Annotated in this window: 18 protein-coding genes and 1 tRNA gene; 10 read left to right on the plus strand and 9 right to left on the minus strand. The window is 33.7% G+C overall.

Going from position 1 to position 20,892, the window contains the following annotated elements; genetic code table 11:
* The first annotated feature begins 1 nt into the window (after position 1).
* Positions 2–922 (plus strand): tyrosine-type recombinase/integrase, encoded by a 921-nt coding sequence (locus JKF54_RS00740; protein ID WP_010401376.1) that lies wholly within the window; start codon positions 2–4, stop codon positions 920–922.
* Positions 923–1,135: 213 nt separating this feature from the next.
* Here JKF54_RS00740 and gatB read toward each other — a convergent pair whose 3' ends face one another.
* Both gatB and pdhA read right to left on the minus strand, forming a co-directional pair.
* The gene (gene gatB, locus JKF54_RS00745; RefSeq protein ID WP_211908216.1) at positions 1,136–2,566 is read right to left on the minus strand and encodes an Asp-tRNA(Asn)/Glu-tRNA(Gln) amidotransferase subunit GatB; all 1,431 of its coding nucleotides are present in this window, start codon (positions 2,564–2,566) and stop codon (positions 1,136–1,138) included.
* Between the two features lie 205 nt (positions 2,567–2,771).
* Positions 2,772–3,752 carry a pyruvate dehydrogenase (acetyl-transferring) E1 component subunit alpha gene (gene pdhA, locus JKF54_RS00750; protein WP_010401363.1) on the minus strand — a complete coding sequence of 327 codons (981 nt, stop codon included), beginning with the start codon at positions 3,750–3,752 and terminating at the stop codon, positions 2,772–2,774.
* A gap of 65 nt (positions 3,753–3,817) precedes the next feature.
* Here pdhA and hemJ point away from each other — a divergent pair, with 65 nt between their 5' ends.
* From hemJ to JKF54_RS00785, 7 genes are all read left to right on the plus strand, one after another.
* Positions 3,818–4,246, plus strand: coding sequence for a protoporphyrinogen oxidase HemJ (hemJ, locus tag JKF54_RS00755; RefSeq protein WP_211908218.1), 429 nt, complete (start codon positions 3,818–3,820; stop codon positions 4,244–4,246).
* A 154-nt stretch (positions 4,247–4,400) separates the two neighbouring features.
* Positions 4,401–5,912 carry an HlyD family type I secretion periplasmic adaptor subunit gene (locus JKF54_RS00760; RefSeq protein ID WP_211908220.1) on the plus strand — a complete coding sequence of 504 codons (1,512 nt, stop codon included), beginning with the start codon at positions 4,401–4,403 and terminating at the stop codon, positions 5,910–5,912.
* A 556-nt stretch (positions 5,913–6,468) separates the two neighbouring features.
* A complete protein-coding gene (coxB, locus tag JKF54_RS00765; protein WP_211908222.1) occupies positions 6,469–7,233 on the plus strand; it encodes a cytochrome c oxidase subunit II in 765 nt (254 codons plus the stop codon).
* Positions 7,234–7,248: 15 nt separating this feature from the next.
* Entirely contained in the window at positions 7,249–8,799 is a 1,551-nt protein-coding gene (gene ctaD / locus JKF54_RS00770; RefSeq protein WP_211908224.1) for a cytochrome c oxidase subunit I, read from the plus strand.
* 1 nt (position 8,800) lies between these two features.
* Positions 8,801–9,688 (plus strand): heme o synthase, encoded by an 888-nt coding sequence (locus tag JKF54_RS00775; RefSeq protein ID WP_211908226.1) that lies wholly within the window; start codon positions 8,801–8,803, stop codon positions 9,686–9,688.
* Between the two features lie 175 nt (positions 9,689–9,863).
* A complete protein-coding gene (rnhA, locus tag JKF54_RS00780) occupies positions 9,864–10,301 on the plus strand; it encodes a ribonuclease HI (protein WP_211908228.1) in 438 nt (145 codons plus the stop codon).
* Entirely contained in the window at positions 10,294–13,230 is a 2,937-nt protein-coding gene (locus JKF54_RS00785; RefSeq protein WP_211908230.1) for a YhdP family protein, read from the plus strand. The genes rnhA and JKF54_RS00785 overlap by 8 nt, the downstream gene beginning before the upstream one ends.
* A gap of 30 nt (positions 13,231–13,260) precedes the next feature.
* Here JKF54_RS00785 and JKF54_RS06715 read toward each other — a convergent pair whose 3' ends face one another.
* From JKF54_RS06715 to JKF54_RS00810, 6 genes are all read right to left on the minus strand, one after another.
* Entirely contained in the window at positions 13,261–13,674 is a 414-nt protein-coding gene (locus JKF54_RS06715) for a YqaA family protein (protein WP_319606902.1), read from the minus strand.
* Complete coding sequence (gene cysS, locus JKF54_RS00790) at positions 13,643–15,037, minus strand: cysteine--tRNA ligase (protein WP_211908232.1); 1,395 nt, start codon at positions 15,035–15,037, stop codon at positions 13,643–13,645. Before cysS ends, JKF54_RS06715 begins: the two co-directional genes overlap by 32 nt.
* Entirely contained in the window at positions 15,030–15,686 is a 657-nt protein-coding gene (locus JKF54_RS00795; RefSeq protein WP_007302767.1) for an exopolysaccharide biosynthesis protein, read from the minus strand. The genes cysS and JKF54_RS00795 overlap by 8 nt, the downstream gene beginning before the upstream one ends.
* A gap of 107 nt (positions 15,687–15,793) precedes the next feature.
* A complete protein-coding gene (locus JKF54_RS00800; protein ID WP_211908234.1) occupies positions 15,794–16,447 on the minus strand; it encodes an exopolysaccharide biosynthesis protein in 654 nt (217 codons plus the stop codon).
* Between the two features lie 126 nt (positions 16,448–16,573).
* Entirely contained in the window at positions 16,574–16,741 is a 168-nt protein-coding gene (gene tatA / locus JKF54_RS00805) for a twin-arginine translocase TatA (protein ID WP_006013840.1), read from the minus strand.
* A gap of 140 nt (positions 16,742–16,881) precedes the next feature.
* Positions 16,882–17,619: an ABC transporter ATP-binding protein gene (locus tag JKF54_RS00810; RefSeq protein ID WP_211908236.1), complete on the minus strand. Its 738-nt coding sequence runs from the start codon at positions 17,617–17,619 to the stop codon at positions 16,882–16,884.
* 151 nt (positions 17,620–17,770) lie between these two features.
* Here JKF54_RS00810 and JKF54_RS00815 point away from each other — a divergent pair.
* A tRNA-Arg gene (locus JKF54_RS00815) sits at positions 17,771–17,844 on the plus strand.
* 77 nt (positions 17,845–17,921) lie between these two features.
* Here JKF54_RS00815 and JKF54_RS00820 read toward each other — a convergent pair.
* Complete coding sequence (locus tag JKF54_RS00820; protein ID WP_211908238.1) at positions 17,922–19,742, minus strand: ankyrin repeat domain-containing protein; 1,821 nt, start codon at positions 19,740–19,742, stop codon at positions 17,922–17,924.
* Positions 19,743–19,861: 119 nt separating this feature from the next.
* Here JKF54_RS00820 and glpX point away from each other — a divergent pair, with 119 nt between their 5' ends.
* Positions 19,862–20,785 (plus strand): class II fructose-bisphosphatase, encoded by a 924-nt coding sequence (gene glpX / locus JKF54_RS00825; protein WP_211908692.1) that lies wholly within the window; start codon positions 19,862–19,864, stop codon positions 20,783–20,785.
* Positions 20,786–20,892 lie beyond the last annotated feature (107 nt).

Consider the following 20,892-nt stretch of genomic DNA (forward strand, 5'->3'; position numbering starts at 1 on the left):
TGTGGACCTCGGTTCAATCATTGAAAAATGGTATGATTGGCTAAAGTACAACAGGTCTTACTCACCAAACACTTTGGAGTCATACATGAGGGACCTCAAAGATCTTATAAGTTTCCTAAATACTCACATTGGTGAAGAAGTAAATGTTGGCTCTTTAGAAAAATTAAGCATACCTGAACTGAGAAGTTGGTTTACCTCTCGTTATGCAAGAGGTGTAAATGCAAGATCTAACACTCGCGCATTGTCAGTAATCAGAAATTTTTTCAAATATATAAAAAACAATTATGAAATAAATAATGAAGCGGTATTTTCTTTATCAAGGCCAATTCAGAGAAGAACTCTACCTAAAGCACTTTCAATATCTAACATAGAAACTCTATTGAAAGAAATGAAATTGCCTGATCTAGGCGAGCCTTGGGTGGTAAAAAGAGAAATTGCAATTGTCGTTCTGCTATATGGTACGGGCTTAAGAATCACTGAAGCACTGAATCTTAAGGTTAGTGATATTAGCAATGAAAGTTTAATAGTAACAGGTAAGGGAGATAAACAAAGGCAGGTATTTATTCTTCCAGTAGTAAAAAAGTGTATACAAAAATATATAAAAGCTTGTCCCCACTTTGACGAAGCGGGACATCTTTTTGTGGGGGTAAGAGGAAAAAAATTGGGAAGAACTTATGTTGCTAATCGTTTGCAAAAAATAAGAAGATTTTTAAACTTACCAGAAATTTTATCTCCACATGCATTTCGCCATAGTTTTGCTACTCATTTGCTTCAGGAAGATATTGACATAAGATCAATACAACAGCTGCTTGGCCACTCAAGCCTTGAAACTACTCAAGTTTACACTCACCTAAATTATCAAGATGTCTTCAATATGTATAAAAACTTTCAGAAGAGTTTGAATAAAAAATCGAAATCTTAACTTCGTCTTAAATCGATAATATTGCCGAACTGAGTGCTTGCAACATCATTCAGTACTGTACTTGCTTTATATAAGCAATAGTGACCAGCAGAGAAGAAAGCAAAAACGTTTTGCAAAAGGTTATGAATGAAAGAGAATAGACAGCAGAATTTAAATTAGAAGCTATGTAAAGAAACAAGTCAAGCAAATAGCAAAAGATCTGGGACCGTACACCTAGGCACTCAATTTTAATTTTTCACTCAAAACCAAGTTTACGACATCAGGGCTGGCTTTTCCTTTGGTGGATTTCATGACTTCACCAACAAAGAACCCATACAATCTTGTTTTACCACCCTTATATTCTTGAACTTTATCTTGGTTGTCATTGATGATTTTATCTATTATCTCTGAGATTTGACATGTGTCAGTTATTTGCTTGAGATTCTGCTCTTCTATAATAAGGGATGCAGGCTTTCCAGTTTCAAACATAATATCAAAAACTTGTTTACCAAGTTTAGCAGAGATCGTTCCATCGACGATAAAGTCGAGGAGTTCGGATAAAGCATCTGCTTTAATTGGAGAGCTAACAATATCAATATTTGTTTTATTTAAACGACCGAAAAGCTCGACGGTTAACCAGGTAACTGCAATCTTTGAATCATGCTTTTTTGCTAATTTTTCAAAATAATCGGCAATTTCTTTATCAGAAGTGATAACGTCTGCATCATATTCATTGATACCTAATTCCTCTATGTATCGAAGTTTTTTTTGATCTGGCAACTCGGGTAAAGATGATTTAATAGAATCAATTTTGTCTTGGCTTATTTCAACAGGTAGCAAATCAGGTTCAGGGAAATATCTATAGTCACTTGAATCTTCTTTGCTTCTCATCACTTTTGTTTTTCCTAAAGTGACATCAAACAATAAGGTATCTTGACTTATTTCTCCTCCGCTTTCCAAAATTTTGATCTGCCTTTGTGCTTCATAATCTATAGCTTGTACAATATAACGTATTGAATTTAAGTTTTTTATTTCACAACGAGTGCCAAATGTGCTACTACCCTTTGGGCGAACAGAAACATTTGCATCACAGCGAAGTGACCCCTTTTCCATATCACCATCACATGAACCGATGTAACGCAAAATCTGCCTCAATTTTTTCATGAATTCTGCAGCTTCTGCAGATGAACGAAGATCTGGCTCTGAAACAATTTCCATTAAAGCAACACCTGCACGATTTAAATCTACGTAAGTTTTGCTTTCTTCATGAATACTCTTTCCTGCATCTTGCTCTAAGTGAATTCTTGCGATTCTTATTTCTTTTTCATTATTATTGATAAACACTTTACCATTTTTAACTATTGGCTCAAAGAACTGGGTTATTTGGTAACCTTGTGGTAAATCGGGATAAAAATAATTTTTACGATCAAAGTAAGAGCATTTATTAATTTCTGCAGAAAGTGCAAGACCGGTACATATTCCTTGCTCTATGCAGAAATAATTTAATATTGGCAATGTACCTGGCATTGCTGCATCAACTAGAGAAACTTGAGTATTGTGCTCAGTGCCAAATTCCGTTAGTGAACTAGAAAATAGCTTTGTCTTAGAAGAAACCTGAGCGTGTACCTCAAGTCCAATTACTGTCTCCCAGTTTTCTTTTGTCATGTATTTTATTCAATTAATAACTTTATATTCTGCAAACTAGCACAAAAAGTCAAATAAAACTCATTTAACCTATGATCCAAGAGCGTTGTATATCAATAATATAAGAGTTACTACAGTTTCTATTGACTAGGCTGTTATATAATAAAGTTAAGTGCTGCCAAAAAATATCTATAGTAGGCCAAAACATAATTTTGATGGCAACTGATTAGCTAACAAATTTATAAACATCAGTATATAGTTCATCAATGCCTGGCTCTTTACTATTTTTAGCAAAATCTTCTGACTTTTTTACTAAATCTCGTATTTCCTTATCAATAGCTTTGCATTCTTCATCAGAAGCGATTTTATTGTCTGTTATATACTGCTTTAGGGTGCTTATAGGATCATGATTTTGCTTCATATCTTCAACTTCTTCTTTTGAGCGATAAGTAGCAGGATCTGACATTGAATGGCCACGATATCGATATGTCTTCATTTCAAGCAAGAGAGGTCCTTTTCCCCCACGTACATGCTCAGCTATTTCACTTGTTAACTCATAGACAGAGAAAAAATCCATTCCATCAACTTGTTTTCCAGGAATACCAAAACTCTCTCCTCTTTTATATAGTTCAGTTACTAAAGTTGATCTTTGTACAGAAGTTCCCATTGCGTATTCGTTATTTTCTATGATATAAACCACAGGTAACTTCCACAAAGATGCCATATTAAATGATTCATATACTTGTCCTTGATTTGCAGCACCGTCACCAAAATATGTGAATACAACGTTATCTTTTTTCTTGTATTTATTAGCAAATGCTATTCCTGTGCCAATTGGGACTTGTGCACCTACTATTCCATGTCCACCAAAGAAATTTTTTTCAACATCAAATATGTGCATGGAGCCACCTTTGCCTTTTGAACACCCTGTTTCTTTGCCGGTTAGTTCTGCCATCACAACATTCGGATCAGAGTTACATGCAAGCATTAAGCCATGGTCTCTATAGCTTGTGATAAAAGCATCACCAGATTTTGATGCAGCTTGAGTCCCAACTGCAACTGCTTCTTGCCCTATTGATAAGTGACAGAATCCGCCTATTAATCCCATTCCGTATAATTGTCCTGCTTTTTCCTCAAATCTGCGTATGAGAAGCATTTTTCTGTAGAATCCAATCACCTGTTCTTTAGTGAAATTTTCTGCTTTCATATTGACTTTCTTTTATTAAATTGAGATCATACCAGAAATTTTTAACATTTTATAATACTATCTATATGGATTACTATCACTGGCTTGAAGCTTTTCACGTTATCTCTGTAATTATGTGGGTGGCAGGTATGCTCTATTTACCAAGGCTTTATGTTTACCATGCATCTGTAAAACCAGGGTCAGAAAATGACAGCTTACTTCAAATAATGGAGAAGAGATTCCTTAGATATATCATAAACCCTGCAATGCTTTTCTCCCTTAGTTTTGGAATTATGCTAATGATTATTAGGGAAGCATATCGCGAAGGGTGGTTTCATGTAAAAGCGCTAGCATTATTCTTAATGTTTGCTATTCATGTCCTACTTGCAAAGCATAGGAAAAATTTTGCAGTGGGCTTGAATAAGAAAACTCACGTTTATTTTCGTGTTTTAAACGAAGCAGTAACAGTGTTAATAATAATTATAGTTATTATGGTTATTGTAAAACCTTTTTGATTTTCTAGCCTAATGCTGAACCATTGAATGGAGTATAAGAATTGTTACTAAATAGTTTATTCTGATGTTCCGTAGTCTAAGTAAAGTACTTAAGGTATAGATTCTTTGTTTTTGTGTGTTATCCTGATTAACAAGAATTCGCAGTAGTATTATAATGAGTAAGTTAAAAAAGCTTAGTGCTGGACTTTCTTTGACAGGCCTGATTGGTAGTGATGATATAGATATGCAAAGGGCAGGAAATAGAAAGAAGAAATATCAATTTTTGGATAAGACGTTCGCATGGATTGATGCGATGATAAATTTTATTTTTAAACGTGAGAGTAATAACGTAAATGAAGTCCTAAAAGTCACATGGGGACCACTATTTTTTGGTTTAGTGGTGATATTCATCTTTTTTGGAATAGGTGGTATTTGGTCAGCTATAGCTCCAATTGACGGAGCAGTGCATGCAAGTGGAGAAGTTATTGTCTCTTCAAATAGAAAAATAGTGCAACACTTGGGTGGGGGAATAATAAGCAAAATTTTAGTAAAAGAAGGTCAAGCAGTTAAAAAAGATGAGCCTTTAGTTTTATTAAGTGATGTTAACGAAAAGGCAAATTTAAGTATAATTAAAGAAAAACTCTTATCACTTTTGGCAACTGAAGCAAGACTTATTGCAATTAGGGGAGACTTAGATACGCTAGAATTTTCTGATGAGGTTAAAAGATTATCTAACGATGAACCTGTAAATAAAGCGATAAAGAATCAGGTAAAGTTGTTCAACTCTCAGAGAAAGAGTATATTAGGAAAAACTGACATACTGCAACAACGTATAAAGCAGTTAAATGATGAATTAGCAGGGCTAAATTTTCAACTAAATGCAGCCCATAAGCAATATGACTTGATAACTGAGGAGTTAGAAACAAAAAGACAATTACTTGATAGTGGCCATATAAGCAAACCACACATTTTAGCTTTAGAAAAACAGTTTGCTGAAATTGAGGGTAGAGTTGGACATTACCGTTCTGCAATATCTCAAGTACAGCAAAAGATTGGAGAAAATGAGTTAGAGATTATAAATTTGAAGAATGATGCTCAAGAAAGAGCAAATGCTGAGCTTAAGGAAGTTAATACATCTATTGCAGACTTAAAAGAGAGGCTGATGGTTGCTGAAGATTCGTTAGCACGTACAATAATTAAATCACCTCAAGATGGTATAGTTACAGATATAAGATACCACACTGAAGGTGGTGTTATACAATCTGGAGTTCCAATCATGAGTATAGTACCATCAGATGATGATCTAATAATAGATGCTAAAGTTCTAACCAGAAACATAGAAGAGATACTGTCAGCAAAAAAGAAAGATAGCAATATAGTCTCTATCGACGGACTAGAAGGGCTGAAAGTTAAAGTAAGGCTGAGCGCTTATAGTGCACGTCGCTTAAGTTTAATTAACGGTATAGTAAACCATATTTCCCCTGATGCTCTTGATGATCCAAGGATGGGGCGTTATTATTCAGTGCGAGTGGTGATACCAAAATCAGAACTTGCTCAATTTAAAAACGTATACCTATATCCTGGTATGCCAGTAGAAGTATATGTAGTTACTCAATCCCGCACTCTTTTATCGTTCTTGTTTACACCTATAATTGCAACATTCGATAGATCTTTCATAGAGAGATAATTTATTTGGCTTTTCTAAAAAATTTGTTTACAGAGTTTGATATGCAAAAAAATTTACACACAAGTAGTGTATTATTTTATAATTATTTTCTATAATATGTAAATCTTTGATTTAAGATGCAAATGCTAACGTAAACATTAAAGGTTAATTAGTAAACTCAGCTGTATAATAGAATTAAAGGAATTAGTAAGATTTGTACCTTAATGAATTATAAATAGACAAACTTACCTAAAGTTTAATAGTGTCTGTTACTGCTTTTAGGTGTGAGGCTAGAGGGTTATTAGCAATAACAGACACTATTAAACTTATTATAGAATTTCCTTAAAGTAAATACTTAACTTAAAATATTATAATATTTTAACTTAAAATAGATTCATGTAAATGCTTTTTCCTCAAGTTAGTATCGTATTATTATATTTATTAAATGCTAAAAAAACATTAATCATCATTTACTTTTGATTCAATATTTAGCAAAACACTTGTGTACATTCTATAATCTCTGTTTGCATAGTAAGTTTATATATATTATTATACAGTTAGTTTTACAGCAAAAAATATGGTGAAGTTATTTGCATTATTGATAATGTTTTACTCAAACATATCAATTGCTTCTGCTCCTACTTCTTGGCAATTTGGATTTCCTGCGCCTGCAACTGAGATAATGGAGGTTATAGTTAAGTCACATTCGTTTGTGATGAGTGTAATGATTGCAATTATGCTTTTTGTATGGGCCCTGCTTGCTTATGTAGTATTTCGCTTTCGTAAGGGCAAAGTGAAAAATGTTAGTAAAATAACTCATAATATCTTTGTAGAAATTATCTGGTTTGTTATACCAACGATTATTGTTGGGGTATTGGCTTTTAAAAATGCTGAATTAATTAAACTACAGGAGAAAGTGCCAAAAGCTGACATAACACTAAAAGTTATTGGTCATCAATGGTATTGGAGTTACCAGTACCCAGAATATCAAGGTATTTCATTTGACAGCTATATAAAAGGAAAAGAAGACTTTACCGAAAGAGATTTAAAACTATTCTCTGTTGATAATAACGTTATTTTACCTATCAATACTAATATTCGTTTACAAGTGACAGCAGGAGATGTAATACATAGCTGGGGAATACCGGCTTTTGGTATAAAAATTGATGCAATACCAGGTAGGCTGAATGAAGCATGGTTTAACGTCACGAAGCCCGGTATTTATTATGGGCAATGTTATGAACTATGTGGTCAAGGTCATGGATTTATGCCAATTGTTGTTGAAGCAGTGAGTAAAGAAGATTTTAATAAGTGGATTGAAGATAAAAAATTAGTAAGTTAAGTTTGGAGTATAGATATGAGTGATGCACCAAAAGGTATAAGACGTTGGCTGTTTTCTACTAATCACAAAGATATAGGGACACTATACATTATTTTTTCCATATTAGCTGGAATTATTGGTGGATTATTATCGGTAATTATTCGTACTCAGCTAATGCATATTAATATACTTAACAATAATTACCAGCTATATAACGTAATGATTACAGGGCATGCGGTAATAATGGTGTTTTTTATGATAATGCCAGCCTTAATGGGAGGATTTGGTAATTGGTTCGTACCTCTCATGATTGGTTCACCAGATATGGCATTTCCTCGTATGAATAATTTAAGTTTTTGGTTGTTAGTTTCATCTTTTATTTTGCTTATCCTCTCGGTATTTGCTGGCGAAGGTCCTGGAACAGGATGGACTTTATACCCACCTTTGTCGCAAATTATGTCCCACCCAAGTGCAGGAGTTGATCTTGCTATACTTGCACTTCATATTGCTGGTATGTCATCAATTGTTGGGGCGATCAACTTTATAGTTACCATATTCAATATGCGTGCAAAAGGTATGTCACTCACTAAGATACCACTATTTGTTTGGTCTATTTTACTCACATCATTTATGTTAATTGTTGCCTTACCGGTACTTGCTGGTGCTATAACTATGCTGCTCACTGATCGTAATATAGGTACCTCCTTTTTTGATCCTGCTGGTGGTGGTGATCCTGTGTTATTTCAACATCTGTTTTGGTTTTTTGGTCATCCAGAAGTTTACATAATTATTTTTCCTGCATTTGGTATCATCAGTCAGGTTGTGTCAACTTTTTCTCATAGGCCAGTATTTGGTTATATGGGAATGGTTTATGCTATGATAGGAATAGCAACGTTTGGCTTTATGGTTTGGGCTCACCATATGTTTACTGTTGGGCTTAGCGAGGATGCTGCTATATTTTTTAGCACTAGCACAATTTTCATTGGTGTTATAACTGGTGTAAAAGTCTTTAGTTGGATTGCAACTATGTGGGGTGGAGCGATTGAATTGAAGACACCAATGCTATTTGCATTAGGTTTTATTTTCATGTTTGTTGGAGGTGGTATAACAGGGATAATTCTTTCTCACGGTGGAATAGATAAGCTTTTGCACGATACCTATTATGTCGTTGCTCACTTTCACTATGTCATGTCGCTTGCTGCATTATTTGGAGCTTTCGCCGGTTTTTATTATTGGATAGGCAAAATGTCAGGTAAGCAATATAACGAGTGTTTAGGAAAGATACACTTTTGGCTCACTTTTATTAGCACCAATGTCACTTTCTTACCCCAGCATTTCCTGGGATTAGCAGGTATGCCAAGGCGTATACCTGATTATCCCGACGCGTTTATCCCTTGGAATTATATATCCTCAATTGGCTCATATATGTCCTTTGTTTCAGTTATGTTCTTTGTATTTATAGTTATACATCTCTTTAAGTGGGGCAAAAAAACTGGAGATAATCCTTGGGGGGGTGATACCTTAGAGTGGACGGTATCTTCACCACCACCTTTTCATACTTTCGAAAAGCCACCAGTGGTAAAATAAAGTGTATATAAGTGCTTTGTTAAACGTTGAATCGACAATATTGGACTTTTGGCATTTGCTGAAGCCAAGGATAATGTACCTTGTAGTGTTTACTGCAATTGCTGGAATGGTTGCTGCACCAGGTAGCATTCATCCTTTCCTTGCACTAATATCTCTTATGTGCATTGCTCTTGGTTCAGGATCTGCAGGTGCAATAAATATGTGGTATGACAGAGATATAGACTTGCTTATGGAGAGAACAAAAAACCGCCCTATACCTTCAGGTAGAGTTTCTGCAGAAAGCGCGCTTGAATTTGGCATAACTCTTGGAATATTGTCAGTATTTATCATGGCAATAGCAGTGAACCATGTTTCTGCTGCTTTGCTTGCAATTAGCATATTATTTTATGTTTTTGTGTATACAATTTGGCTCAAAAGGCGTACTCCGCAGAATATTGTTATTGGTGGTGCAGCAGGTGCTTTTCCTCCAATGATTGGCTGGGCGGTTGTAACTGACTCTGTAAGCTGGGAAAGTTGTATTCTATTTTTAATAATTTTTATGTGGACTCCACCACATTTTTGGGCTCTATCCTTAAATAGATCTGAAGATTATACAAAAGCATCGATTCCAATGTTCAATATCGTTTATGGTCCAGAAAAAACGAGGAAATATATATTAATCTATAGCGTGTTACTCGTATTAACTAGCTTACTTCCAGCACTATTTTTGAAAAAGGCTCTATTTTACCTCAGTATGGCAATTATTGAAGGGTGTGTTTTTATTTGGTTTGCTGCATCCGTTATAAGGCTTAAGAGTCATAGCTCGCAGAAAAAAATGTTTTCTTATTCGATTTCTTATCTATTTTCTCTGTTTGCCAGCGTTATTTACTGCTCTATTGATTTGTTTTAACCATGAAAGAACATAAAAACTATCTTTTACTTTCTCTTCTAATAATGCTCGTTGTAGCACTTTTTTTTATTTCCATAATAAAATTTAAAGGTGCAGCTTAAATTGCCTCTATATCTATAAAAATTGTGATTTTATAGAAGCAACGATATACTTTATTAATTCACTACAGTTAAAGATGAAGAAAAAGGAAGTGACAATATACACAGATGGAGCATGCTCTGGTAACCCAGGGACAGGAGGATGGGCAGCAATCATATTATTTCAAAATCATAGAAAGAACATCTGTGGTGGAGAAGAAAATACTACAAATAATAAAATGGAGTTAACAGCAGTGATCAATGGACTGAAGGTATTAAAATTTCCTTGTAATATCAGTTTGTATACGGATAGCCTCTATATTAAATACGGTATAACAGAATGGATAAATAAGTGGAAAATGAACGGCTGGAAGACAAGTAATAAGAAGTCAGTAAAAAATATAGAATTATGGAAAGAATTAGACGATGTTGCTTTGCAACATGAGATTAACTGGAAGTGGGTGAAAGCGCATAATGGTGATAAATACAATGAAGAAGCCGACAGCTTAGCAAGAAAAGCAATAATCGATGCTTAAAAAAATAGCTCTATCATTTTCTATAATTTTATTATTTATATTCTGCTTCTTTATCCCTTTTAAAGGGGAAGGTCCTTTAGAAATCAATATTAGTTATATTAATTTTTATATAAAGAAAAAAATATTAAAGATATTTACCAATTCGGATGTCAGCATGGAGAGTACCTCGGTTATTTGGCAGAAAGATGGCAAGCTAGTCATTACAGATTTAAAAATAACAAATCCTGACTTTACCATAGAAGTTCCTGAGCTTTTCGTACACTTTAAGTTAAGTTCCAAAAAGTTCTCTCAGGTTTTAGCTGGTAATGTACACATATATATCAAAAAGGAAGAGACCAGAGGAATAACAACATCTGTAATGACAGATAAGATGAGTAGTACAAAAAATCTGCTGAAGACAATAAGAAAAATTTTTTTCTACTTAAATGCAGACTCAAGGATTGAAATTACTAACATTGCTATCAATAGAAATATGGAAGGTGAATTCTTCATTGATAAAGTATATGTAGGAAAGGAGGAAAATTTTAATGTTTTGGATATTCGTGTTCATACAAAAGATAAAAAGGGGATTCTAGATGATTTATCTATTATGATAAAAAATCGCAATAATTTGTTAAATTTGTATGGAACATTTTATAACCTAAAGTTGGGGCTATTTAACGAGTTTTCCACACTAGTTAAAAGTTACAATTTGGACAAAGAAATAGGGTTCAAAGGGAACTTCTCAATGAGAATTAATGGAAAGGATGAAGTTATGGATGGAAACATATACGTGTTAAATACAGAGAGTCACTCAGGTAAAAACTTAGCCTTGACTAATGTAAATGTAAATTTGACATATAGTGATGAAATCATTAGCGTAAAAAACTTTCATTTTAAGTTAAATGATACTTACCTTTCTTTGATTGGCAAAATGAACTTTGGCACAAATCATGCTTTGCTTAGAGTTAATATTAGTAAACTTGTTGCAAAAGATTTATGTACTTATGTACCAGATGGTCTAGTGAACAATGAATTTAGAAAGTGGTATTGTAATAATATTGATGGGAATATTATAAATACAATTATAAGTTTTAACGGTAAAATCGATAGTTTAATAAATGATGATCTGTCAGGTATTGTAATTGTTGCTGATATAGAAAATGGCAGCGTTCAATTTGATGAGGATTTTGAACGAGTAGAGAACTTGAACGGTGAGTTAACTCTCAAGGATAACAATCTCAAAATTATTGTAAATAGAGCTAAGTTTCAGAATTTTACTATCAATAGTGGTCATATTGAAATGAACTCTCTCAATAAAGAAGATTCTGTTCTTACCATTAATGGTCAGGCTGTAAGTGATGCTTATGGGTTATATGAGCCTATAAAATTTAAGCTGGATGATGTAGTAAAATTTGAAAGAGATAAAGTAGGTGGAATAGCAAATTCTATATTCAATTTTCGTATTTTTAATCTAAATGGTGATAGTAAAAAAGTGGACTTCTCAGCAAATTTCTATTCTGAAATTGATAATTTGGTCGTATATAATGAAAGTCTTGGTAAGTATGATATTAAGCTTGATTTCGGCAGAGATTTTATTGATTTAAATGGCAGTGGTATGGTAAATAATACACAGCTGCTATTTGACCTCAAAAGTAGCAATAAAAATGAAAATTTTGCCTGGAGTTTGACTGGAGGTTTACCTGCTCAAATACTTAATTTCGGTGATGGTTATATCAATGCAAATATAGAGTCAGTAATGTATCAAGACAAAACAGGGTATGTTAATGGTAATATAGATTTATCAGAGCTCGAGTTGCGTTCAAGCTACTTAGGGTGGAAAAACCATTTTGAAGATCACAATGAAGTTTTATTTTCTACAAGGCTAAAAGGAGCAGGTAAGTTACTAATAGATAAACTAGATGTTGTAGGAAATGATCTAGACATAAAATTTAGCGGAAGAGTAGAAAATGGAAATCTATATTTAAATTCTAGCAACTTTAAATTACCTGATAATAATTTTAGTATAGAAATTGAATCAGGTAAGGAGAAAAATGTCATAATTATTCACGGTGAGAAAATCAACTTAAGTGATGTGTTAGGTTTACTTGGCAAAGATAGTAATCGATTAAATAACAAAATAGAAGTTACTATGAATGTTGATAATATAATTATGAAAGAAGGAATTATCATAAAAGATGCTAAGCTAAATGTAACTTGTGCTAAAGGTGATTGTAGTGGAAGTCAATTCACAGGACAGTTTTTAGAAGATAACAGTAATATACTAGTAGAACATAGTGAAATAGGGCTTGAAATATACGCGGATAATTCAGGTATGCTTTTGCGTTCTTTAGGTATTGGTAAATCAGTTAAAAATGGCAAATTATCTCTTTATCTATCTTCTAAGAGAGAAAATGGAGAACATTATGGTATGTTATCTATCAGCAATTTCTATATCAAAGATGCTCCACTGCTTACCACTTTATTATCAATGTCTTCACTGCCTGGTATTGTAAATGCTATAAAGAACGAAGGTGTACATTTTTATAAGTGTAATGCACCTTTTTCATATAAAGATGGCACTGTTGAAATTGAAGAATCTTGGCTTGAAGGAGCGGAACTAGGCATTAGCACTAGTGGTACGCTCGATATTAAGGGTTATAAATTCCAGGTTGAAGGACAAGTAATACCGGCATACTCAATTAACAAATCTTTGTTGAAAATCCCTATAATCGGAAAACTTCTGACTGGTGGGAAGAGTAGGGGGATTATTTCAATAGACTACAAAGCAAATGGTGATGATAAAAACAACAACGTATCTGTTAATCCTATCTCTTCGCTAACCCCAAGCTTACTTAAGAGGTTATTAGGAGTATTTGATCGTATTATGACAAAAACTAATAAAAGCATTTTAAAAGGTAGTTTGAAGAAGAAATTTAGCTCAATATGACCAGAAGAAAAGTTGTTTATTGATGTTTAGTTAGATGGTAAACGTTAGATACAACAAACAGAGGAAGTTAGATAAAATAATTAAGGGAACAAGAATATAAAGGTTTAACTTGAAGTAACCGGATAAAATCTGAGTCACACTTCCAAGTGGTGGTACCCACGAAAGCAATGCAACTGCACAAATCAGTAGGTGCCTTACAATTTTTGGTGTTTTGTCTTCATTCTCTAATTTGTGATGTGATCTTCTGATAAAAATTGTTATTCTACCTAAATACCAGTTAGCTATTCCACCAAGACTGGATCCTAATACTCCAAAAAGTAATATAAGTAGTTGATCGTAGTTTGACCTAAAGCATAACATAGTGTAAAGTACAAAACCTTGATGTATGGGTAAGATAAGCGATGATACTAGGCTATCTATAAACAATAGGAGATAATTTTCCATACCAAGTTGTTGTACCATCTTCGTTGTCAGAAATTGTAACCCCCATTTGTTTCAATTGCTCTCTTATTTTGTCTGCAGTATCATAATCTTTATTTTGTTTTGCTACTTTTCTTAAGTCTATCAACCTTTCTATTTCTTGATGACTCACACCACTTGCAAACCACTCTTGATAACTTGACTCAAGAAGACCAATGAACCTTGCGCTTTTAACAAACTTCTTAGTTAATTTGAGCCTCTCACATTCATTACTTGTCTTATTGATTTCTGTGGCCATTTCATGCAATATGGCTACAGCTTCAGGAATGTTTAAATCGTTTTTCAAAGCCTCTATAAAATCTTTAGAGACTTCTGCATCACTTTCCTTAATACATGTACTACGTAATAACCGATAAAACTTGTTTAAAGTTTCTTGCGACTCAGAGATAACATTTTCTGTCCAATCAAGTGGTTTTCTATAGTGAGTTTTGAGCAGTACATAACGTATTACTTCACCTCTGACTCCACTATCTAGCAAATCCCTTACTTTGACTATATTAAATAATGATTTGCTCATTTTCTCTTCATTTACCGTAAGAAAACCGTTGTGTATCCAATATTTTGCAAACGTTGACTCAGCAAATGCAGATTTACTCTGCGCAATTTCATTCTCATGATGAGGAAATTGCAAGTCTATACCGCCACCGTGAATATCAAAATCTTTGCCAAGGTAAGCATATGACATTGCTGAACATTCTATATGCCACCCTGGTCTTCCCTCTCCCCATGGACTATTCCAGTGACTTGAAAGTTTATAGTCAGTTTCGTTTGCAGGTTTCCAAAGTACGAAGTCTCCTGGGTGTTTTTTATTTTCACCAACTTCAACTCTACTACCGTAGTTTAGTTCATCAATTTTTTTTCCTGATAAAACGCCGTATTCAGGGTAAGATTCTACACTAAAATATACATGTTTATTGGATTCATAAGCATGACCAGCTTGCAGCAAAGACTCAATTAACTTGATAATGTTATCTATGTTTTCCGTTGCTTTTGGTTCATATGTTGGTTCTGCACAATTTATGCTTTCCATGTCTTCATGAAAAGTTTTAGTGTAATATTTGCTAATGCTTTCTATATTACTATTTTTCTCATTTGCTGCATTGATTATCTTGTCATCGATGTCGGTTATATTACGCACATAAGTAACTTTTCCATAACAAAATTTAAGCAGTCGAAATAATACATCGTAAACAACAATAGAACGTGCATTACCTATATGTGCTGTATCATATACTGTTGGCCCACAAACGTACATTTTTATATGATCTTTATCGATCGGTGTAAAGGGCTCTTTTTTTTTTGTTAAAGTGTTGTAAAGCTTAACCATATACAAAGCTTTTTAGAAAAGAAAATGCTCCAAATATAAGCTGTGGTCCTTTAACTATTACGACAAGAGTAAGTAATAACCCACACAATGATACTAATACTCCCATTATAGAAAGAAATCCATCTTTGCTCATGATACCCAGTGAAATGAGAGTTGTACCAATTGCAGGAATGAAGTTAGTTAAAGGAAGTGGGATTGCTATCGATAATGCACAAAGCAGCATTATAAATGCTAAAATATTTTCACCAGGACCACGAAAAATGAAAGACATTCTTGGTTTCATGAACTTTTCTATTTTTTTTAATGTAGGTGAAGTTTTCTCTACCACGAGAGCTAGTGTTGAACGTTGAAAAGATTTCCTTTCTAGCCAATTAGGCATCCAAGGAGAATCAAACCCAAATAGAAGCTGCAGTGAAAATAAGATTAAAGGTATAGAAAGAATGGTTGTATAGCCAGGTGGAACAGGTATAGGTACTGATAGCGGTAAAGAGAAGATGATTATTAAAATACCAAAACCACGCTCATGTAAAGCTGTTTTAATATCAAATAATGTTACTTTATCATTATCGTTATTATTAGTATCTGCAACCTCTTTTAGAATATCAGAGGCCAATTTTTTATCTTCAGTCAATTTCACACTTTTTTCCACAGTTACCCTTTAATAACATTCTAACTAACATAGTTATTGCTATATTTCAATATCGATTATTCATTTCATGCTGTACTTCATTCTTTTATTAAAGTGTTGTAAAGCTTTTAAGTTATAAGGCTTTTAAGAAGAGAAAGTGTTCCGGCTATAAGTTTTGGTCCTTTAACTATTACAATAAGGGTAACCAATAACGCACAGAATGAAACTAATACTCCTAACGTAGATAAAAATCCATCTTTACCCATAATGCCGAGTGAAATAAGAGTTATACCAATTGCAGGAAGGAAGTGAGTAAAAGGTAATGGAAGAGCTATTATTATTGCACAAAGCAACATCATAAAAGCTAGAATCTTTTCACCCGGACCAAGAAAAATAAAAGACATTCTTGGTTTCATGAACTTTTCTATTTTTTTTAATGTAGGTGAAGTTTTCTCTACCACGAGAGCTAGTGTTGAACGTTGAAAAGATTTCCTTTCTAGCCAATTAGGCATCCAAGGAGAATCAAACCCAAATAGAAGCTGCAGTGAAAATAAGATTAAAGGTATAGAAAGAATGGTTGTATAGCCAGGTGGAACAGGTATAGGTACTGATAGCGGTAAAGAGAAGATGATTATTAAAATACTAAAACCACGTTCATGTAAAGCTGTTTTAATATCAAACAATGTTACTTTATCACTATCGTTGTTATTGGTATCTGCAACCTCTTTTAGAATATCAGAGGCCAATTTTTTATCTTCAGTCAATTTCTCACTTTCTTCCACGATTAACCTTTAATAACATTCTAACTAACATAATTATTACTGTACTTCAATCATACCTCTTCAATTCTTTAGCCTTGTTTAAACAAATGACACGCACTAAAGTGCGTGTCACGAAACATAAGGAAGCTAACGATCTGGTTCATTAGATGATAGTTTCTCTGAATCCTTAAGTTCTTGTTTAAGGTTTTTAATGCCTTTGCCTAAATCACCCATAACTTGTGGTAACCTACCTGCACCAAACAGAACTAAGATTATTATTAAGACTAGAAACAGCTGCCATGGACCTAAACTCATTTGTACCTCCGTTGAAAATATTAATTTTTAGGTATTAAAACTTGACTGAAGCCAAGTGATACATAAATTATATCACTTTTATTGAATTATAAATCAAGAGTTTTTAATTATCTTATAATAGTTTTAGCCTAACATTAAGTTTAGTTTAGCTGTAGAGTAAAAGGAAGCTCACTAAAAAATTTTGCTAACGTATCATCTTTAGGTCTGTGGTATATGTAGCTAGGAACTCCTGATTGAATAATTTTACCATTTTTCATCACGTAAATAAAATCTGCAACTTTCAACGCTTCTTGCGGATCATGAGTTACCATGAGTACAGGAATATTTTTTCTTCTAAAAAGTGACAATATATGGTGCCTTATTCGATATTTGAGCAGTATATCTAAATTAGAAAATGGTTCATCGAGCAAAACAACATCAGGATTTTGCGCCATTACTCTTGCTATTGCAACTAATTGTTGCTGTCCTCCTGATAAAGCATGAGGGTACATGTTTTCATATTTTTCTATATTAAATAGCTTTAAGATTTCCAATGCAGTAAGGTATTTTTCTTTCTTAGAAGTACTGCAAATAGCAAAAGTTATATTTTCTATTACTGTTTTATGAGGAAATAATGCAGAATGCTGAAAAATCAATCCGATATTTCTACGCTCTATAGCAATTGACACTTTGTTACTTGCAACTAATTTATCATTTATAACAATGGTTCCAGATTTTGGATTTTCTATTCCTGCGATTAATTTTAGAATTGTTGACTTGCCACAGCCAGAATGACCTAGTAAACAGGCAACACTTCCTTTCTTCACTTGAATGTTGATGTTGCTTAAAGCAAAGCCATCTTGATTACTATAAAAGTAACTAATATTGTTAACTAGCATTAATCTTTCAATTGGAATCGTATTATTAAATATAACAGTATTACATTCAAGAAATACAGAAATATTTTTTATTATTGTGAATTAATTGTACAGGGTACCTAGAAAAATGCGAGACTTTTTGCTATAATTTTGCATAAATAGCAGAAGACATGGGACTATAGCTCAGTAGGATAGAGCGTTGGATTCCTAATCCGAAGGCCGTGCGTTCGAATCGCACTAGTCCCACTTAATCTTAATAAAGTAGAAGAAACTAACACAGGTTTACAACACCGTTCTAGGAGTTAGAGTCCCAGTTTCTCAACTTACAGCGTTTGCATGCTTGGGTTTATATGCTCAACCTTATTTTCTTCCATTGCTCTATAACTTGGCAGTGTAGAATTTTTTACATGTAATCCAGTTACTATTACAACTAAAATAGCTAGGACACTGCAAACTAATGCACCAGCTAAAGATGGAACCATCACAGCAGCAGCAACAAACAATCCTGCAATAACAACTCCAACAACATCACTCCTTAATGAGGCGTAAAAACTCTCCTTACTTTTTTTGTATTTAGTTTCTTTTTCATGTGGTGGAGAAAATTGAGCCTCTACAAAGCCGTTAGCTTTCTTATCATTATTTGGTGTGACAGTTGGGCCAGTCCTTGTTGATACAGGTGCTTCATTTTTGTTATTATTACCATTAGTACTAACAGGGAGCACTGTTGCTACAGGTCTACTAATAACATTTCTATTACTATTGGATACACTATTTGTTTCTATGTGGAATGTTTCTTGTTCCTTATTTGTTGCTGATCCATGCGGCACAATTATTTCTCGATCATTTTGTATCAGTGCTGTTGCTGCCACAGAATTCTTTTTTGAAGAAGCAGTGCAGAATGCATCATCCTTTAACTGTTGATATAATCTGTACAATTCACTTTCAGGATCTAGTTTTGATTGCTCTGCATTAACACTTTGCAGTAACGTGCTCAGAATCTCAGCATTGTCATCATCAGTGTAAGAGAAAACAAAGCATAATATAGGTTTGTCTCCTTCAATTTTGCTAACGTAATACCTTCCTTCTTGACCGATTGCATTGATGATGGTCATTCCATTTTGTAAGAGAAATTTTATAACGTTCAAATTTTGATCTTTAATTGCATATTCTAGCACAGCATTTTTTTCACATTTGCTCTGAAGATTAATTCCCTTCCTTCTTAACCTTTTTTGCAAATCTTCAAAACTAGTAACTGTGCTATCCTGTTTTGTAACCCTATCTATATCAAGACACAGATTCCTAATGTCATCATTATTTAGCGTGAGACCAGTGCTTGTATTACTGACATTGGACTCTGCTCCATCAGGTGTGTTTTGCTTCTCTTTTTTGTTTATTGCTGATCTAAGCAGTGCAATTATTACACAGCTTGAGAGATATTTATTGTGATCAGAATTGCTGAAGTCGACTTTAAACTCAGAATCTATTTGAAGTTGTTCTCTGAGTGATAATTTCCCTTCTTCAATTATTTTTAGAAGATTTCTTATACCATCTTCTGGTATACCTATCATATACTTTAAAAGTAACTTAACTTTTGGTAGGTCGCCATCTACAGAGGCATTACTCAAAGCCTGAACTTTCTCTTCTCCAGTAAATCTTTTGTTATTCAAGAGTATCTTCATAACTTCAGTGCTCTCATTGTGAGGAGCTGTGTTAAGAACCTCTAGTATTTTCGTATGATCTATGTAATCTAAAAATATCTCAAACTCTTGAACTTTACCTTCATTAACGGCGGTCAACAAAGCATTCGATTTTCTTTCTTGATCAAATTTATCGCTATCCAAAAATATCTTTATAACGTTAGGTTTTTCACCTGACACAGCGTAATCTAATACAGTTTTAGAAGTAGTATCTCTAATATCAATTTTAATATTTGACTTTGCGAGCAATTCAACAATTTTTAGAAATGTATCATAATCATTTAAAATACTGCTTTTCCCTGAGCGAAGAATATCCATAAACAAATCACAAATCTTTGCATCTGTTGGCCCACTTTGTTTTAGCTTCTCACCAAATTCCTGAGCAGCTATATTAGGATTATCAGTTACAAATTTCTTTACATCTTCATAAGTTAAATTACCGATCATATTCAAATCTTACTATTATTGCTATACGCTTATTATATCAACTTTTTCATTATTCAGTCAAGTAATCTTGCAGTATCAAATGGCATGATATATATTGATTTATGATTCTCGAGCAAATGATAGAAGATTTAGCCTATAAGTTAGTGAAAGTAACCGAAGCTGCAGCACTTGCTGCATATAAATTGGCAGGCCTTGGTAATGAAAAAAAGGCCGATCAGGTTGCAGTTGATGCAATGCGTACGGTGCTAAACTCAATGGAAATAAATGGTACAATTGTGATTGGGGAAGGGGAGAGGGACGAAGCACCGATGCTATATATCGGAGAAAAAGTTGGCACAGGAAGTGGCCCTGAGATTGACATCGCTGCTGATCCACTTGAAGGCACTACGATTTGCGCTCATTATAAACAAGGGGCAATGTCTGTTCTTGCTGCAACAAAAAAAGGTAATTTTTTACATGCACCTGATGTTTATATGGAAAAGATAGCAGTGGGAAAAAATCTCCCAGAGGGTGTAGTCTCACTAAAAAATAGGATTGAGAAGAATCTGGACAATTTAGCCAAGGCAAAAAGATGTAAAGCAAGTGATCTTATAGTAACTGTACTTAAACGTGAAAGACATGATGAATTAATAGCAAAAATTAGGAAGCTAGGAGCAAAAGTGAAATTAATAGATGATGGTGATGTTGCAGCCATAGTTTCGCTAATAAATGGCAATCACGATATGTATATCGGCACAGGAGGAGCTCCAGAAGGAGTGCTTGCAGCAGCAGCGCTAAGCTCAATCGGTGGGCAGATAGAAGGAAGATTAATATTTGACACGGATCAATTAAAAGAAAGAGCAAAAAATTTGAATATCACTGACCCAGAAAAAATCTACACCGTGAAAGACATGGCAAGAAGTGAATCAGTATTCATTGCAACTGGAGTAACAAATGGAGAGTTTGTGGATGGAGTAAAGTTTGGCCAAGATATTTGTCTGACTAATTCATTAATAATATTGCCTGGTAAAGTAATAAAAATACAAACAAAATCAATATCTTAAACATTTGTCATATGCTGATTATAAAATTTTTATAGAAGGAAGATACTTATAATTGTCTTAAAAAAATGAATTTACATATTAATTTTAGCTTTACAACATTTGGCATT

It is taken from the genome of Wolbachia endosymbiont of Spodoptera picta (genome assembly GCF_018141665.1).
Taxonomy (GTDB): domain Bacteria; phylum Pseudomonadota; class Alphaproteobacteria; order Rickettsiales; family Anaplasmataceae; genus Wolbachia.

Excerpts from the sequence above, each read along its gene's own strand:
- gatB (WP_211908216.1), bottom strand. The coding sequence starts at position 2,566 with ATGACAAAAGAAAACTGGGAGACAGTAATTGGACTTGAGGTACACGCT.
- pdhA (WP_010401363.1), bottom strand. The coding sequence starts at position 3,752 with ATGAAAGCAGAAAATTTCACTAAAGAACAGGTGATTGGATTCTACAGA.
- hemJ (WP_211908218.1), top strand. The coding sequence starts at position 3,818 with ATGGATTACTATCACTGGCTTGAAGCTTTTCACGTTATCTCTGTAATT.
- JKF54_RS00760 (WP_211908220.1), top strand. The coding sequence starts at position 4,401 with ATGAGTAAGTTAAAAAAGCTTAGTGCTGGACTTTCTTTGACAGGCCTG.
- coxB (WP_211908222.1), top strand. The coding sequence starts at position 6,469 with ATGGTGAAGTTATTTGCATTATTGATAATGTTTTACTCAAACATATCA.
- ctaD (WP_211908224.1), top strand. The coding sequence starts at position 7,249 with ATGAGTGATGCACCAAAAGGTATAAGACGTTGGCTGTTTTCTACTAAT.
- rnhA (WP_211908228.1), top strand. The coding sequence starts at position 9,864 with ATGAAGAAAAAGGAAGTGACAATATACACAGATGGAGCATGCTCTGGT.
- JKF54_RS00785 (WP_211908230.1), top strand. The coding sequence starts at position 10,294 with ATGCTTAAAAAAATAGCTCTATCATTTTCTATAATTTTATTATTTATA.
- JKF54_RS06715 (WP_319606902.1), bottom strand. The coding sequence starts at position 13,674 with ATGGAAAATTATCTCCTATTGTTTATAGATAGCCTAGTATCATCGCTT.
- cysS (WP_211908232.1), bottom strand. The coding sequence starts at position 15,037 with ATGGTTAAGCTTTACAACACTTTAACAAAAAAAAAAGAGCCCTTTACA.
- tatA (WP_006013840.1), bottom strand. The coding sequence starts at position 16,741 with ATGAGTTTAGGTCCATGGCAGCTGTTTCTAGTCTTAATAATAATCTTA.
- JKF54_RS00810 (WP_211908236.1), bottom strand. The coding sequence starts at position 17,619 with ATGCTAGTTAACAATATTAGTTACTTTTATAGTAATCAAGATGGCTTT.
- JKF54_RS00820 (WP_211908238.1), bottom strand. The coding sequence starts at position 19,742 with ATGATCGGTAATTTAACTTATGAAGATGTAAAGAAATTTGTAACTGAT.